Source organism: Pseudomonas sp. NY15364 (genome assembly GCF_048068235.1).
In the GTDB taxonomy this organism is placed as follows: Bacteria; Pseudomonadota; Gammaproteobacteria; order Pseudomonadales; family Pseudomonadaceae; genus Aquipseudomonas; species Aquipseudomonas mendocina_D.
The window spans coordinates 129,791-143,399 of the sequence record NZ_JBLUPX010000003.1 but is presented as its reverse complement, the minus strand read 5'-3'; the positions used below and the strand labels follow the sequence as shown (position 1 = coordinate 143,399).

General features: G+C 60.0%; 16 protein-coding genes. 13 read left to right on the top strand and 3 right to left on the bottom strand.

Going from position 1 to position 13,609, the window contains the following annotated elements; translation table 11 throughout:
* Window positions 1-71: 71 nt before the first annotated feature.
* Entirely contained in the window at window positions 72-320 is a 249-nt protein-coding gene (locus tag ACNFCJ_RS04225; RefSeq protein WP_416769961.1) for a HigA family addiction module antitoxin, read from the bottom strand.
* Window positions 321-725: 405 nt separating this feature from the next.
* Here ACNFCJ_RS04225 and ACNFCJ_RS04220 point away from each other — a divergent pair, with 405 nt between their 5' ends.
* Entirely contained in the window at window positions 726-1,004 is a 279-nt protein-coding gene (locus tag ACNFCJ_RS04220; RefSeq protein ID WP_416769959.1) for a hypothetical protein, read from the top strand.
* Window positions 1,005-1,325 (top strand): hypothetical protein, encoded by a 321-nt coding sequence (locus tag ACNFCJ_RS04215; protein WP_416769957.1) that lies wholly within the window; start codon window positions 1,005-1,007, stop codon window positions 1,323-1,325.
* Between the two features lie 1,134 nt (window positions 1,326-2,459).
* Here ACNFCJ_RS04215 and trfA read toward each other — a convergent pair.
* Together trfA and ACNFCJ_RS04205 are read right to left on the bottom strand one after the other, a co-directional pair.
* Complete coding sequence (gene trfA, locus ACNFCJ_RS04210) at window positions 2,460-3,425, bottom strand: plasmid replication initiator TrfA (RefSeq protein WP_416769955.1); 966 nt, start codon at window positions 3,423-3,425, stop codon at window positions 2,460-2,462.
* A 3-nt stretch (window positions 3,426-3,428) separates the two neighbouring features.
* Entirely contained in the window at window positions 3,429-3,773 is a 345-nt protein-coding gene (locus ACNFCJ_RS04205) for a helix-turn-helix domain-containing protein (RefSeq protein ID WP_416769954.1), read from the bottom strand.
* An 809-nt stretch (window positions 3,774-4,582) separates the two neighbouring features.
* Here ACNFCJ_RS04205 and ACNFCJ_RS04200 point away from each other — a divergent pair.
* The 11 genes from ACNFCJ_RS04200 (at window position 4,583) to ACNFCJ_RS04150 (ending at window position 13,420) form a co-directional block, all read left to right on the top strand.
* Window positions 4,583-5,905 carry a tyrosine-type recombinase/integrase gene (locus ACNFCJ_RS04200; RefSeq protein WP_416769953.1) on the top strand — a complete coding sequence of 441 codons (1,323 nt, stop codon included), beginning with the start codon at window positions 4,583-4,585 and terminating at the stop codon, window positions 5,903-5,905.
* 298 nt (window positions 5,906-6,203) lie between these two features.
* Entirely contained in the window at window positions 6,204-6,935 is a 732-nt protein-coding gene (locus ACNFCJ_RS04195) for a hypothetical protein (RefSeq protein ID WP_416769951.1), read from the top strand.
* Window positions 6,936-7,045: 110 nt separating this feature from the next.
* The gene (locus tag ACNFCJ_RS04190) at window positions 7,046-7,330 is read left to right on the top strand and encodes a helix-turn-helix domain-containing protein (protein ID WP_416769949.1); all 285 of its coding nucleotides are present in this window, start codon (window positions 7,046-7,048) and stop codon (window positions 7,328-7,330) included.
* 125 nt (window positions 7,331-7,455) lie between these two features.
* Window positions 7,456-7,659, top strand: coding sequence for a helix-turn-helix transcriptional regulator (locus ACNFCJ_RS04185; protein ID WP_416770098.1), 204 nt, complete (start codon window positions 7,456-7,458; stop codon window positions 7,657-7,659).
* A complete protein-coding gene (locus tag ACNFCJ_RS04180; RefSeq protein WP_416769948.1) occupies window positions 7,656-8,291 on the top strand; it encodes a hypothetical protein in 636 nt (211 codons plus the stop codon). The genes ACNFCJ_RS04185 and ACNFCJ_RS04180 overlap by 4 nt, the downstream gene beginning before the upstream one ends.
* Window positions 8,288-8,626: a hypothetical protein gene (locus tag ACNFCJ_RS04175; protein WP_416769946.1), complete on the top strand. Its 339-nt coding sequence runs from the start codon at window positions 8,288-8,290 to the stop codon at window positions 8,624-8,626. The genes ACNFCJ_RS04180 and ACNFCJ_RS04175 overlap by 4 nt, the downstream gene beginning before the upstream one ends.
* 384 nt (window positions 8,627-9,010) lie before the next feature.
* A complete protein-coding gene (locus ACNFCJ_RS04170) occupies window positions 9,011-9,280 on the top strand; it encodes a hypothetical protein (protein WP_416769945.1) in 270 nt (89 codons plus the stop codon).
* A complete protein-coding gene (locus ACNFCJ_RS04165) occupies window positions 9,277-9,519 on the top strand; it encodes a hypothetical protein (protein WP_416769943.1) in 243 nt (80 codons plus the stop codon). The genes ACNFCJ_RS04170 and ACNFCJ_RS04165 overlap by 4 nt, the downstream gene beginning before the upstream one ends.
* The gene (locus ACNFCJ_RS04160) at window positions 9,516-9,806 is read left to right on the top strand and encodes a DUF3077 domain-containing protein (protein WP_416769942.1); all 291 of its coding nucleotides are present in this window, start codon (window positions 9,516-9,518) and stop codon (window positions 9,804-9,806) included. Before ACNFCJ_RS04165 ends, ACNFCJ_RS04160 begins: the two co-directional genes overlap by 4 nt.
* A complete protein-coding gene (locus ACNFCJ_RS04155; protein ID WP_416769940.1) occupies window positions 9,790-12,681 on the top strand; it encodes a DUF927 domain-containing protein in 2,892 nt (963 codons plus the stop codon). Before ACNFCJ_RS04160 ends, ACNFCJ_RS04155 begins: the two co-directional genes overlap by 17 nt.
* A 181-nt stretch (window positions 12,682-12,862) precedes the next feature.
* On the top strand, window positions 12,863-13,420 hold the full coding sequence (locus ACNFCJ_RS04150) for a recombinase family protein (RefSeq protein ID WP_416769939.1): 558 nt from the start codon (window positions 12,863-12,865) through the stop codon (window positions 13,418-13,420).
* The last annotated feature ends 189 nt before the right edge of the window (window positions 13,421-13,609 follow it).

Genomic DNA, 13,609 nt, shown 5'->3' with positions numbered 1-13,609 from the left:
TTGGGCCTGGCTAGAGATTTTCGCCACGCGAAAATGAAACTGCTGCGGTTTATGCCGAGTAGATGTAGGCGCTACTGATGCGAGTGCCAGAGGTCGTAAGCTGCCTGTTCTGCAAGCCAGGTACGAGCCATACCCAGCCCGGCCTGCTCCAGGCATTGAGCAAGACCGGCGCTGATCGGGCTGCAGCTGTTCAGTACGGCAGCAAGTCGCTCGACAGGATATCCGAGGTGTTTAGCGAATTCTGCTTCGGTCATACCCAAGGCCGGCAGCACGTCTTCGCGTAACGCTTCGCCAGGGTGGGGCGGGTTGTGCATCGGCATTCGCGAACTCCTTTTGCAGCAGTTATCGGTGTGGCTGGCCGTCTTGCGGTGTTGCTGGGTTTGTCGGGGGTTGAAGACGAGGGGCAAGTGGGGTGCTCATTTTTGCCTCTCGATGATAATTGGAATTGTACGCAGCCACTGTCTGTTCGACTCGTAGAGGCGCTTTTCAGGGTTTCAAAGGATCTCCTTTGGCGCGGGAATGTATACATTCCATCACGTGCCTATTTGTAGAAATAGCACTAGTTCCTTTTCTGTGCATTTGTGTTGCTCCTTAGGGGCTTCTGTGTGGCTTGTGTGTGGCTTATTTGGTGCTGTTGTGTTGCATTAATGTGCGGATGTAAGTCTTTTCTGTTCTTTTATGGTGTTAATGTATGTCTTATACATAGCAGTAATAAGGGTTCGGTTATGACAAATCCCCACCTTCGGGCATTACTAGAAAGGCATCGGGCACAACTGGAAACCGGCCAGTATTTCGGTCACAAGCGCGACTATTTCCAACGAAATCTAAAGCAGATTCTGGAACTGGTAGCAGCAGGTGTGCCGCAAGAAGAAATCCTCGCCGCTTTTGAGCAGGACGGCATGAAAATGAGCAAGCGCTACTTTTCCAACTTGCTTAATGAAGTGCGTGAATTCGGCCACCTGTCGCCACCATTGCGGCAGCAGGTTCCCCAAGTGGAGGGTTGAATGAGTTTTTGGATAACGGTCTACCGGAACCCGGACGAAGAAGAGCGCAACGCGGAAAATACCCTGGCTACGTGGGAAGGCTCCCTGCACCGTTGGGGCGACGTGTTAGACGACTTGATGAAAGCCGGAAAACTCACGCAGACGCGCTCTGACTATTTCCCAGGCCTGTACAGGGGGCTGGCGCGTGACCTGCTGCCCATCCTGCCTGCGAATAGAAAACCCCGATACTCGATCCACTTCACGCCCGAAATGCTCCAGGAGCGCATCGACCAATGCCCGCCCGATGCTGAGCTAGGCATCATGATTTGGGATATGGGCTGATGCCCACAGCAAGTGAGGTCGCCCCCGTACTGATTTGCCCGCAAGTGAAACGCACAGGTCGAATGCAGTGGCATGAGGGCGCGAAGCAGCTCTTGCGCTGTGCCAACTAAGAGGCTTGGTATCCGTAGGACGTGCAGCGATTCGGAGGTCGCCACGTCTGGATGAGCGTTTGGGCACCACTAACGCGCTTCTCTTGTTTGGCGTCCACCAGCACCGCGCCTGCTTCGCAGTCACTGCACTGATAGCCGCCTCTTATCAGGGGCGGATACAGGGCTAATTGGGGGAAAGACTCCGGCTGTTGAAGGGGGGGCTGCAGATCACCTGTACTGAGCTATTTATCGTCTGGCTCATAGGCAGAACAAGTCTGCACCGTTCGGTCATTGTCATGGCTGGTATATACCTGCCGACCTAGGGCGCTGCAGAAGGCCGCCAGAACGTCTTCAGGGGGCTGCCCGCAACCTGTGTACCAGATGCCTTGTTGGCAGCTCGCGCAGGGCGTTTCTGGGCGTTCTGAGGCGGGTATGTTAGCTAGTACGGGATTCATTGGCTCAATTCCTTGGTTTTTACGCTACACGGTGACTACTCATGGGCGGGCCGGTTTGGTCATTGCTACCTTTGCCGTGTAACCGTCCTCCAGTGCATCGACGCCCAGTACGCCAGGGCGTTCGCTTGCGGCTTCTCTGAGTGCTTTCGTTCAGTGGTTCAGTTCTACAGGTGGTGGCGGGTTTCATGACCTGATAAACATCTTTTGTCGACGTCCCGTCTGAATTCGATGATGCAAGGCTTAGCGCGCACACGCGCCCGGTTGAGCGGTCGGCCGGTTTTTTGGCCGAGCGTGATTTATCCGGGTCTTAGCGCCCGCAGGGTGGCCGTAGGCCAGGGCAGGCCAGCTTTATCGGCCTGCGCCGCTTAGACGGGCTTCTACACAGACCATAAGGGCGCTGCGTTGTTTTTGACAAGGCGTGGCCCACTCCAGGGCTTTTGGCTTACGTCAGCAAGGGCGGGGTAGATTAAAGATAAAGAGAAGGTAGAAGGCGTTTGGCCTCTCTGCTGTCTTAGTCTCCCGATGCTCTTGGTTAATGAAGCGGAATGCTATGCCGATAAGGCGGAACGCAACGCCGATAAACCGGAATGCTATGCCGATACAGGTGGAACGCTATGCCGATGACTTTTCGACCTGTGCACGAACTTTTGCCAGCGGGCCTGCTCTTTTCCCTTGGTGCTATGTTCCAGGCGAGCGTCAGCAATGATTTCGAGCCGCTCAAGCTCTTCCAGGGCTGACAGTAGTGCACCCCTGAATTTTCGGGTGGGGCTGGTGTACAGCAGTTTTGCTTTGAGCCAGTCGAGTGAATAACGTTGTTCTATGTCTGCCGACGTTGCGACTAACCGCTGAATCGCTTTGGCCATATCTTGACCTTGAGAAATTTGTAAGCGCTTGTCCCAATGGATCAGGGCGAATTCTCTGTTGCTATACAGCTCACCCCATCGAGGATCAATCCGGTACGTATACGCCTCTAGTTCATCGTCGTAATCGAACCCCTCGATCAAGTGCAATGCTCTTGTTCGGCCTATCTGTAGCTTGTTGACCCCTGCTTTCGTCGCCTCGATGGTGATCATTCCAAAACTGAGTTCCAACATTGCCTGGTGTAACCAGGCGTATTGCGTTGAGCCAGTATCCCGGCCAATTGCGCGTAAAAACGCAGCCCTATTGAGGGTTATGGTCTCACCTAGTGGACCGTGCTTAATTGCTTCGTGCATTGCGTGTAGCCAAACATCAGATTTGGCTTCATCTAGCTGCTCGCCTGAGTACTTGATGACCGCATCTCTTCGGCTTACGAGCACAGTGTTCTTGTGTTGTATTTTTCTTCCGCGTGCTAATGGCGCGAATAAGCTCGAGCGAGCGATGTGATTTGGCATTGCCCGCATGAAATCCTCCAGCCCGGGTAGGAATAGGGGAGCTGATTTCTCACGCACACAATGTTTTTGTGCTGTCGGGTTAGGTGCGTTCTGGGCAGAGCATTTTTGCTCGAGCAACCGAATGCCTTGGCTCAGTGTTGCTATGCGCGCACGCGGGGGCTGTGCTGGCTGATCAAGGGGCATGATTTACCCCTGATTGATGTTGTTAAGAGCTGATCCGGTAATCGGCGTGCCGCTCAGCATCATGGCCTGCTGCTGTACTTTTGTTGGTCGCCCCCGTTTACGGCGACGGTTGATCGGGTTGCTTGGGTCTATGGCGCATAAGCCGTCGATGTAGGTCGCAACATCAAGCAGGCGAAAGAGTCGCTTACTGCCGAGCTTGAAAGACGGGATCGGGTATTTGCCCTGACTGATCGCGTTGCGAATCGTTTGCTCGTTCTCGCTGGTGATTTCACTCACTTGTCGAACGGTCAGTGTTGGCGGGTAGATAGGGGTCAAGAAGCTGATAAGGGAAAGCTCGGCTAATGCCATGATCGTTACACCTCTAACAGCGACCGCAGCACTACTGCTGATCGCATCTGAGAGAGGTGTGTGATCCGGTTTCTGCCTTCCCTTCGAACGCGGGATGGTTCACGGCTGTTCGTGTTTTTTACGAAGAGACCGGCGTAGCTGAGAGAGGTTGAACAACACCTTACTCTCAGCCCAGGCAGCAGAGGTTTCTCGATACTCTGCCTTGGCTCTTCTCCACGGGGGCTAGCCCGCGCTAAATCTCAAGTCGCTTTTGTTTGCCTTATCCACACGGTTTCAGTGGCAAACTCAACCGTCATGCTCGCTCTGAAAGTCTCTAGGCCCGCTCCCCATGACGGATTTCTCGAGTTCGCGCCACTCTGCGAGGCTTTCAGTTGGCCAATTATAATTGGCCCTAACTATGCACTGTCAACGCAAGCAAAATCGCTTGTCATGACGGGAATCTTGTCCAAATCTTGTCCATCTGAGGGCATGTTCTTACCGGTAGGACTGCCTATAACTGCTTCTAATTGGTGCTACTGAAAATTATGTAAGCCACTGATTTATAAGTGATTGATCGTGGATTTATTGTTTTAAATCAATGGTTTGGGAAGGCCTGTTGGTGCACTCGTAACGCGAAGGCCGTAGGTTCGATTCCTATCTCCGGCACCAAATGATTGACTCTATCTGTCTATAGAAGTCTACAAAACCCAGCAAAGCCGGCCACTTGAGCCGGCTTTGTTGTTTCTGGCTATCTACTCTTGTCTCTACACATATCCAGCTTTTAGGGGTATGTTTCGGGGTACGTTGGTTCGATATGGAAACGTACCCTTATGGCCCGCGCCGTTACCCCGTTGTCAGACCCCAAGTGCGAGGCTGCCAAGCCCCGTGACAAGGACTACAAGCTCTTTGATGGTCAGGGGCTGTTCCTGCTGGTGAAGCCCTCGGGGGTGAAGACCTGGCGCCTCAAGTACCGGCGCCCGGATGGTCGGGAGGGGCTGGCAACCTTCGGTAACTACCCAGCTCTTACCCTGAAGGCCGCCCGTGCTCGCCGTGCTGCTGCCCTGGAGCTGCTGGCCAATGGGCAAGACCCTATGGCAGTCGCCAAGGCCACCAAGATCAGCGAAGCAAACGCCCGCGCCAACACCTTTCGCGCTATGGCAGCGGCTTGGCATGAGGCATGCGCCCGCAAGTGGTCGCCTGGGCATGCTGCAACGGTGTGGCGCCGGATTGAAACCTACTTGCTGCCCGGCCTGGGTGATCGCCCTATCGCCGATCTGAAAACCCGCGACCTGCTGGCGCCACTCAAGGCGGTTGAACAGCGCGACACCTTGGAAACAGCCGGCCGGCTGCGCCAGTACATGACGGGAATCATGCGCCTGGCAGTGCAACACGGGCAGATTGATACGAACCCAGCGATTGACCTGCAGGGCAGCGCCGCAACCCGCAAGACCGAACACCGCCCAGCCTTGCCGCTGGATCGTCTGCCCGAGCTGTTGCAAAAACTTGATGCCGACACCGGCCGGCCGCTTACTCGCCTGGCGACTCAGCTCGCTTTGCTGGTGTTCATCCGCTCCAGTGAACTGCGTTTCGCTCGCTGGGGGGAGGTCGATATCGGCCGGGCTATGTGGGAAATACCGGGGCAGCGTGAGGCCATCGAGGGGGTGAAGTTCTCCAGCCGTGGCGCCAAGATGAGCACGCCCCATCTGGTGCCACTGAGCCGCCAGGCGCTGGCCGTGCTCGATCAGGTACGGCAACTGACAGGCCGCTTTGACCTGGTGTTCGTTGGCGACCACCACCACTGGAAGCCCATGAGCGAAAACACCATCAACAAGGCTCTACGCCGGATGGGTTACGACACCAAGGCCGATATATGCGGGCATGGTTTCCGCACCATGGCCTGTTCTGCCCTGGTGGAGTCGGGGCTATGGTCGCGGGATGCTGTCGAACGGCAGATGAGCCATCAGGAGCGCGACACGGTGCGGGGTGCTTACATCCACAAGGCCGAGCACCTGCAGGAGCGCCGGCTTATGTGCCAGTGGTGGGCGGACTACCTTGATGCTAACCGGCAACAGCACGTCCCCCCCTACGACTTCGCCCACCGTTGGGAAGGGGTGGGCAACGTGGTGCCGGTCAACTTCGGCAAGGCGGTTTGAGTATGCGAACCCGTACCCCTCGAAAAACTGGTGTTCCCGGTGTTCTTGGTGTTCCTCAATGGCTGGAAGCCAGTAACGGCGGGGCTTTCGGCGATGGAACACAATTGCGCAGAGGGTGGAACACGTGGTGTTCAGAACACCAATTGTGTTCCGTGACCAAGGGCGCCAGCGCCCCACCGAACGGAACACGACACAAGCCCAGCGCTGCCCTGGTGGCCAATGCGGGCGAGCTGGACGATAGAACACAAGCAAGCGCTGGCGCTGGGCATAGCGCACAAACTGGGGCATGGGGGGAGCCATGAAAAGGAATACAAAAGGCAGGGCTGGGGAATCAATTGAGCTTCTGCCTGATGCTGAGACGCTTGATGGTTTTAGAGATCGTGTGCTTGCGCGCTTGGCCGAGTTGAATGCCCGTCCATGGCCTGAAGATGTGCGCCGGCTCATTATTGAGAATGGGCCTTGTCCGGTATTGCTGAAGTCAGTTATCCCCGCTCTGCGCGATCACGGGTATACGGATCGGCTGGATACGCTTAGCGATGCCACCCACGCCGTGGAGTTCTACCGAGATGGCTATGTCTACGATCAGCGCGGCATTGCCCTAGCTGACGCGGTGCTGATCTTAATGATGTTCAGCGACCCTCATTTCCAGATGGACAAACCAGATGAGTATTTGTGGCGGCTTTGCTACCGCCTGGCCTTTCTCGCTGCGCTGGAGCGGGATAGGCGCCGCAATACGGATGAAAGCAGGTCGAGCAAAGGAACTGCAGGGCGAACGGCGGGCGGTTGGGAAAAACAGGCAGCACAAGCCTATGCAACACGCCATGCGCGCTTGAATAGCGGACGCTTAAAGTCAAAGGCCGAGCTTTCAAAGGCGATATATCAACACCTATGGGATTGCCATGAGCTGCCTGGTCGCCCCTTCAAGCGGCCCATAGCGTATATGGATGGCAGTGGTCGGCCCGTCTATACAGAGGCAGCATTAAGAACCATACAGGGATGGATCAAGCCCCAGTACGATGCACAGAAATAAGTGATGCACCGTAAGGTGCATCAGACGATTCCTTGTGGTGCGTTCTTCTCAGGTGACTGTCGCGCCATCAGCCTCCATGCCGTTGCAGCTATGCACGCATGGAGATAGAAATGGAAAAGATACCCGCCGCTACACCTCACCCGCTGGCAGATGCTGTGCGCCAGCACCCTGGTGACGTTGCCACCCTTACCCCTGGCGCCCTCCTGCCGCCCGAGCAGGCCGCCGAAGAGCTGGGGCTATCGGTCAAAACCCTGGCCACCTGGCGCAGCACTGGCCGCCACGCTCTACCCTATATCCGTGTTGGTGCGCGTATTCGCTACCGGCGCGCCGATCTAGACGCCTGGTTGGCCAGCCGCCAGCGCACCAGCACGGCAGCGCAGGGGGTGGCAGCATGACCCAGCGCAAGCCCCGAGCGACCAAGCCCAGCCCTTCCCCTGTCGGCCCGGCCCTGAGTGCAGCCAGCAACGTGCATCACCTGCAACAGAGCGCCAGCACGCCGCCAGTTTTCGACCCCGCTACCATGCTTGTTAGGATGCCGGATTTGCTGGCTATGACCGGCCTGCAGCGTGCGACGGTGTACAAGCGCATCAAGGATGACCCGACCTTTCCACGCCCTGTCCCTCTGAGCGATAGCGCAGCCCGTGGCGCCCCGGTGGGGTTCGTATTGGCCGAGGTACAGGCATGGGTACGGGCGCGAATCGAAGCACGGGAGGCCGCCGCATGAGAACTGTCCGTGTGCCCTTCCGTGGCCCGTTCTTCGACCTGTACCGCATAGGCTTTAGCCTCTACCGCACGGGTGAGCGCAACTGGCGCCAGCGTACCCTCGCCGGTGTTAGCTGGAACGCCCGTGAGCGTCAGGCCTATTTCTTCAACCCGGACGGGCTGGCGCTCCCGCTTGAGCCGCACCCGTGGGAACTGCCGGAAATGCTGGGTAGCCACACCATCCGGCGCGAACTCGGCAAGGTGGCTGGCGCCGGCCTATTCGCCATGCCCGCGCGCCAGCGTAACGCGCTGACAGCCGATGGCTTGGCAGAGTGGGTAACGTGCTGGCTGGTCGCCGCCGATGCTCTCTATGCCAATGACCCTGAAACCTGGGCGACCTATGTCGAGAGTGATTTAGCAGCCGAGCGACGCGCTTGTGAGGCGGCTATCGCTATTGGGCAGGGCATCGCTCATGAGGCAGCAGCGCCAGCAGCTGCCGAACAACAGCTACAGGCCAGCATCGAAGCCCGCCGTCGCTACCTGCAGGCCGAATACGCCTATGAGACCGCCGAGGATAGCCGCATTGCGCACTGGCTGCGCGGCGGTGGCAGTGAGCCGCCGTTGCTGGCGCTGGTGGAGGGAAAAGCCGCATGAGCAGACCGCATGTTTTCCCCCATACCGCTATTGTCGAGTTCGTGAAAAGTACGGAGCTGGGCGCGCCTGAACTGCGCCGACTCTACTCGGCCCTGACGGATGCGCTAGGAGGTGGTGCCCGCGTGGTGCTGCTGCTTTGGGAAGCGCCGGACTGGCAATTGCTCGCTGTTCAGCCGCCCGAGGATACCGAGCATTTGAGCACGCCCGAGGTGCTGGCCCTTGTTGATGGCTGGCCCGAGAAGGTTGCGCTGATGCTCAGCAAGTCCCGGCGCGGGGCGCATTACACCTGTATTGAGTTACGGCGCCAGCCAGCCCACTCCGACACCGTCCACTGAAACGACAACGCCCCCGGCTGCAACCGAGGGCGTTTGAGGTGAATCACTATGCCAGCCAACTCTATGCCGCGTCCTGCAGCCGTGCAACCTAGTCGCGCCTTGCTGCTTGCGCAGCGTCAATGCCCGCGCTACTCTGCGTCCGTCGCTGTCAATCCAGCGGCCGGGCGTCGCGGCCCGATCAACGTTAGGCGCACAAGCGCCCCCAAGACCATTGCAGGCGCTTTTTTTGTGCTCGCAATGCCGCTCTATGGTGGCCGTGCGTGGGACACCTTCGGGTGTGCCGGGTGCCTAACGTCCCGGTCCGCGAACCCGCGCACGGCTACCGCCCATAATCGCGTCGCGGCGATTCGCGGTAGCTCCGACACTACGTTAGGAGCACCACCTATGAAGCACCCGCACGCCCTCAATCCGTCCAAAGCACGCGCCGCCGCTCATCGGGCGATGGCCCTTGCTGCACTGCGTAGCACTTCCTCCCTTGCCGTTCGGCTCAACCGCTACAACCACCACCGCGCCATCCAGCGCTCACTTGAATCCCGGGCCGATGCCTGCGACTGGCTGGAGAACTTGGAGGGTGACGCCTGGGCCGATGCCTGCGAAGAGATCGCCACTGCCCTGAAGGCCCGCACCCTGAACGTGCAAGGGGGTGCGCAATGAGTATCGAAAAACCAACGCTCTGGCACGCGGCTAATGACCTGAACACGGCGGCCTATGTGCTCCGCAACCTGCACGCGCTGTTCACCGCCATGGCGAAGTCTGAAGACCGCACCATAGCCGGGCTGGCCCGCATTGGGCAGGGCATCACCGAAGAGTGGGAAGACGCATTAGGCGAGACGGCTGACAAGCTGTTTGCCGCCGACAAAGCGCAGAAGGAACAGGTAGGGGGTGGCCAATGAATCGCCTCACCGCTGTTACTCGCCAAGAAGGCTTCGCCGGCCGCGCTGGCGCCCCGCTGATGTCGGTCAATGCTGGTGTTCCGGTCACGGATGCTCTTGAGCATGCGTCCTGTCTGGTGGACTTCATCGAAACCCTGAGTGGCGCAATGGGTCATGAAATGCTGTCAGCCTCTGAGGGGGCTTTCGTTATCCAGTACCTGGCCGAGCAGGCAAAGGCTCTGATAGATGCCGCCACAGTCGGCGGCCAGGCTCACGAGCAGGGGGAGCCGCATGGCCAAGACGCCTGACGACAAACGCCAACACCCGACCTTTGCCGAGGTGAAACGCGCTGCCCTGCAGGCCATCGACCGGGTGCTGTCGCACTGGTTGCCCGGTGGCAAGCGGGTGGACGGCGGCAAGGAATACACAGCACCCAACCCAACGCGGGCCGACAAGCATGCCGGCTCACTCAAGGTGAATATGGCCAAGGGGGTCTGGCGCGACTTTGCCACCGGAGACGATGGCGACCTGATTGACCTGGTGCGCTATTTGGACGGCGGCACCGATGTGGACGCTTGCAACAAGCTGGCGGACTTCCTGGGCGTTACGCCCGGCACTGTCAGCGCCAGCGCGCCGGCCAGCAACAAGCCCAAGGCGCCCGAGTGGGTGCCGGTGCTGCCGATTCCTGATGAAGCCATGCGCAAGGTACTGCAGACGCACCGCCAGCACGGCAAGCCGTCGAAGGTGTGGATCTACCGTGACGCCGATGGCCAACCGTTGATGGTGCTGTATCGCTTCGACCTGGGGCCGGATGAAAGCGGCACGCCGCGCAAGGTGTTCGCTCCACTGACCTGGTGCAAGCACTCGGGCAATGGCTCGCTGTCCTGGCGCTGGCAGGGGCTGCCCGAGCCGCGCCCGCTGCTGCGCCTCGATGAGCTGGCCGCCCGAGCGGCTGCCCCGGTGGTGCTGTGCGAAGGCGAGAAAGCGGCAGACGCTGCCGCCGAGCTGCTGCCCGGTTACGTCGCTACCTGCTGGCCCAACGGCACCAACTCTTGGCAGAAGGCGGACTTCACCGTGCTGGCCGGCCGTGATGTGTTGCTGTGGCCGGACAATGACGCGCCCGGCCTCAAGTGCATGGACGCACTGGCCGATCACCTGCGCCAACTCGGGGCCGCCTCTGTGCGCCTGCTGGCGCTGACGGTGTTCAGCCGGCGCCCCGGCCTCGACGGTGAACGCCCGACCTTCGCCCCTGGTGGCGAATGGGGCGATGGTGACGATGCAGCCGATGCACTGGCCAAGGGCTGGACGGCGGCGCACCTGGCTGAGCTGGAACGCACCGGGGAACTGTTCACCCTGGCGCCAGCAGCTCCGAGCAAGCGCACCAAGGCCAGCGCCAGCAGCAAGCCGGCACCCTCCGAGAAGCCCGCACCGACGCCGGCCGGCTTTCGTGTCACTGCCGATGGCGTGTTCTATGCCGGCGAGGATGGCGAGGCGCGGCCGGTGTGTTCTCGCCTGGAAATCCTGGCACGTACCCGCGATGAAAAGGGCCACGGTTGGGGGTTGCTGGTGGAGTTCGACGACCCGGACGGCGCCAGCAAGCGGCTGAACATTCCCCAGCGCAGCATGGCCGGGGACTTCGGCAAGGATGTGCTGGGGCCGCTGGTAGATATGGGTCTACGCTTGGCACCGCTGCGTACGGCCCGCAACTCCCGCAATGACCTGCAGAGCTACCTACAGGGCTATGACAGCACCGAGCGTGCCCGCTTAGTCACGCGCCTGGGCTGGCATGGCGATGCCTACCTGGTGCCGGATCGCCAGATAGGCCAGAGCGTTGAGCACCTGCACTTCTACGAGGCCGGCGCCCAGCTCCCGCCGATCAGCCAGGCCGGCACCCTGGAGCAATGGCAGCAGCAGATTGGCGCGCTGTGCGTGGGCAACAACCGCCTGGCGTTCGTGGTGTGCGTGGCCTTCGCCGGCCCGTTGCTGCACCTGCTGGGCGCCGAGTCGGGCGGCTTCCACCTCTACGGCGACAGCTCAGGCGGCAAGACCACGCATCTGCAGGTGGCCGCGTCGGTGTGGGGTGGCCCGCGCTTGGTGCGTTCGTGGCGCTCGACTGACAACGCCCTGGAGAGCATCGCCGCCGCACACTCTGACGGGTTGCTGGTGCTCGATGAAATTGGCATGTGTGACCCGAGGATCATCGGCGAAACGGTGTACATGCTGGGCAATGGCACTGGCAAGGCGCGCGCCAATGATCGCGGCCAGGCCGGGCGCCAGGTGCAGGAGTGGCGCTTGCTATTCCTCTCCACTGGGGAGAAGACGCTAGCGCAGCACATGGCCGAGGCGCACAAGGAACTGAAAGCCGGCATGGAGGTGCGCTTGCTGGCTGTGCCGGCTGACGCCAGCAAGGGGCTTGGGCTGTTCGAGGCGCTGCATGGCTTCGACGATGCCGCCGCGCTGTCGGACGCGCTCAAGGCGCGGGTAGGCAAGTTCTACGGTTCGCCGGCCCTGGCCTTCCTGTCGGCCCTCTGCGAGCCGCACAAGCTGCGAGCTTATGCGGCCATGGTGCGTAGCACGGTGGAGCGCTTCACTGCCGAGGCATTGCCAGCCAGCGCCAGCGGCCAGGCTCAGCGAGCGGCTGCGCGGTTCGGGCTTGCTGCTGCAGCCGGGGAGCTGGCCACGGCGCTGGGCGTCACGGGTTGGCCAGACGGTACGGCCACCCACGCGGCCAAGGTCTGCCTGGGCGCCTGGCTGGCCGAGCGGGGTGGCGCCGGGAATCTGGAAGGTGACGCCATCGTGCAGCGCCTGCGCCTGACCATCGAGCGCTATGGCGAAGGGCGCTTTACCCGCTGGGATAAGATCGAGGCCAAGATTGATGAGAACTCTCCACGCACAATTGACCGCCTCGGCTTCCGGCGCACCATCGACCACGGTTGCGGCGATATGCTCTACACCACGTCCACCTACTACCTGCTGCCTACCGCCTGGCGTGATGAGGTGTTCAAGGGTATGAACCTGCGCAACGTCAACCGGGTGCTGGTGGAACGGGAGATATTGCAGCCCGGCAAGGATGGCAAGGCCGCCCAGTCCATCGCGCTACCTGGCATGCCCAAGGGGCGCGCCTATGTGGTGGACGGTGCCAGGCTGTTTGCCGATGAAGAGGAAACCCTAGCTGCTGCCTGATATTGCCGGCCAAGGTTCGCCCTGGCCGGCGCTTTCCCTTGCTCTGCCCGGTATCGTAAAACGACCGTTTATTGATACCAGCAAAACACCCTGCCTAACTGGTATCAACAAATACGGGTTTACTATTTGTTGATACCGATAGATAATGATCCCACCTTAAGCGATACCAGCAGGGCACACCATGAATCGCATCTTTGCCTACGGCCGCGTCTCGACTCTAGAGCAATCCACCGACAACCAGTTGCTGGCTCTACAGCAGAAGGGCTTCGATGTGCAGCCGCACCGCTGGTTCGCTGAACAGGTATCCGGTGGTGTTCCTGCCCTGCAGCGTCCAGAGTTCTCCAAGATGGCGGATCGTATGGAAGCTGGCGACGTGCTGGTGGTGCTCAAGCTGGATCGCCTCGGCCGTGACGTACAGGACGTGCTGTCCACCATCGAGGTGCTAGCCGCTCGCTCCATCCATGTGCGCAGCCTAGACCTAGACGGCGTAGACCTGACCAGTGCAGCCGGTAAGCTGCAGCTCACCGTCTTGGCGGCCGTGGCTGCCTTCGAGCGCGACCGGATCAAGGAGCGCACCAAGGAAGGCTTGGCCCGTACCGACAAGAAAGCCGGCCGCCCCGAGGCAGTAGAGACCACCAAGGCCGTGCAAGCCTGCAAGGCCAAGGGTATGAGCCAAAGCCAGGCGGCTGCCGAGCTGGGGCTTAGCCTGCCGACAGTCAAGCGTCATTGGAACAAGTGACGCCAGCCGCCCGAGCCGCTTGGTTCGGGCACTATGTCTCCGCCCTTCCTCCTGCTGGCCAGCACCTAACACATGGTGTGGTGTTCCATCTGGCGCCTCTGATCACGGAACACCATTGGTGTTCAGAACACCAAGTGTTCCACCTTCCTCGCAATTGTGTTCCATGGCCACAAGCCCCGCCGTTGCTGG

Coding starts and splice junctions, on each gene's coding strand:
- ACNFCJ_RS04225 (WP_416769961.1), bottom strand. CDS start 320: ATGCCGATGCACAACCCGCCCCACCCTGGCGAAGCGTTACGCGAAGAC.
- ACNFCJ_RS04220 (WP_416769959.1), top strand. CDS start 726: ATGACAAATCCCCACCTTCGGGCATTACTAGAAAGGCATCGGGCACAA.
- ACNFCJ_RS04215 (WP_416769957.1), top strand. CDS start 1,005: ATGAGTTTTTGGATAACGGTCTACCGGAACCCGGACGAAGAAGAGCGC.
- trfA (WP_416769955.1), bottom strand. CDS start 3,425: ATGCCCCTTGATCAGCCAGCACAGCCCCCGCGTGCGCGCATAGCAACA.
- ACNFCJ_RS04205 (WP_416769954.1), bottom strand. CDS start 3,773: ATGGCATTAGCCGAGCTTTCCCTTATCAGCTTCTTGACCCCTATCTAC.
- ACNFCJ_RS04200 (WP_416769953.1), top strand. CDS start 4,583: ATGGCCCGCGCCGTTACCCCGTTGTCAGACCCCAAGTGCGAGGCTGCC.
- ACNFCJ_RS04195 (WP_416769951.1), top strand. CDS start 6,204: ATGAAAAGGAATACAAAAGGCAGGGCTGGGGAATCAATTGAGCTTCTG.
- ACNFCJ_RS04190 (WP_416769949.1), top strand. CDS start 7,046: ATGGAAAAGATACCCGCCGCTACACCTCACCCGCTGGCAGATGCTGTG.
- ACNFCJ_RS04185 (WP_416770098.1), top strand. CDS start 7,456: ATGCTTGTTAGGATGCCGGATTTGCTGGCTATGACCGGCCTGCAGCGT.
- ACNFCJ_RS04180 (WP_416769948.1), top strand. CDS start 7,656: ATGAGAACTGTCCGTGTGCCCTTCCGTGGCCCGTTCTTCGACCTGTAC.
- ACNFCJ_RS04175 (WP_416769946.1), top strand. CDS start 8,288: ATGAGCAGACCGCATGTTTTCCCCCATACCGCTATTGTCGAGTTCGTG.
- ACNFCJ_RS04170 (WP_416769945.1), top strand. CDS start 9,011: ATGAAGCACCCGCACGCCCTCAATCCGTCCAAAGCACGCGCCGCCGCT.
- ACNFCJ_RS04165 (WP_416769943.1), top strand. CDS start 9,277: ATGAGTATCGAAAAACCAACGCTCTGGCACGCGGCTAATGACCTGAAC.
- ACNFCJ_RS04160 (WP_416769942.1), top strand. CDS start 9,516: ATGAATCGCCTCACCGCTGTTACTCGCCAAGAAGGCTTCGCCGGCCGC.
- ACNFCJ_RS04155 (WP_416769940.1), top strand. CDS start 9,790: ATGGCCAAGACGCCTGACGACAAACGCCAACACCCGACCTTTGCCGAG.
- ACNFCJ_RS04150 (WP_416769939.1), top strand. CDS start 12,863: ATGAATCGCATCTTTGCCTACGGCCGCGTCTCGACTCTAGAGCAATCC.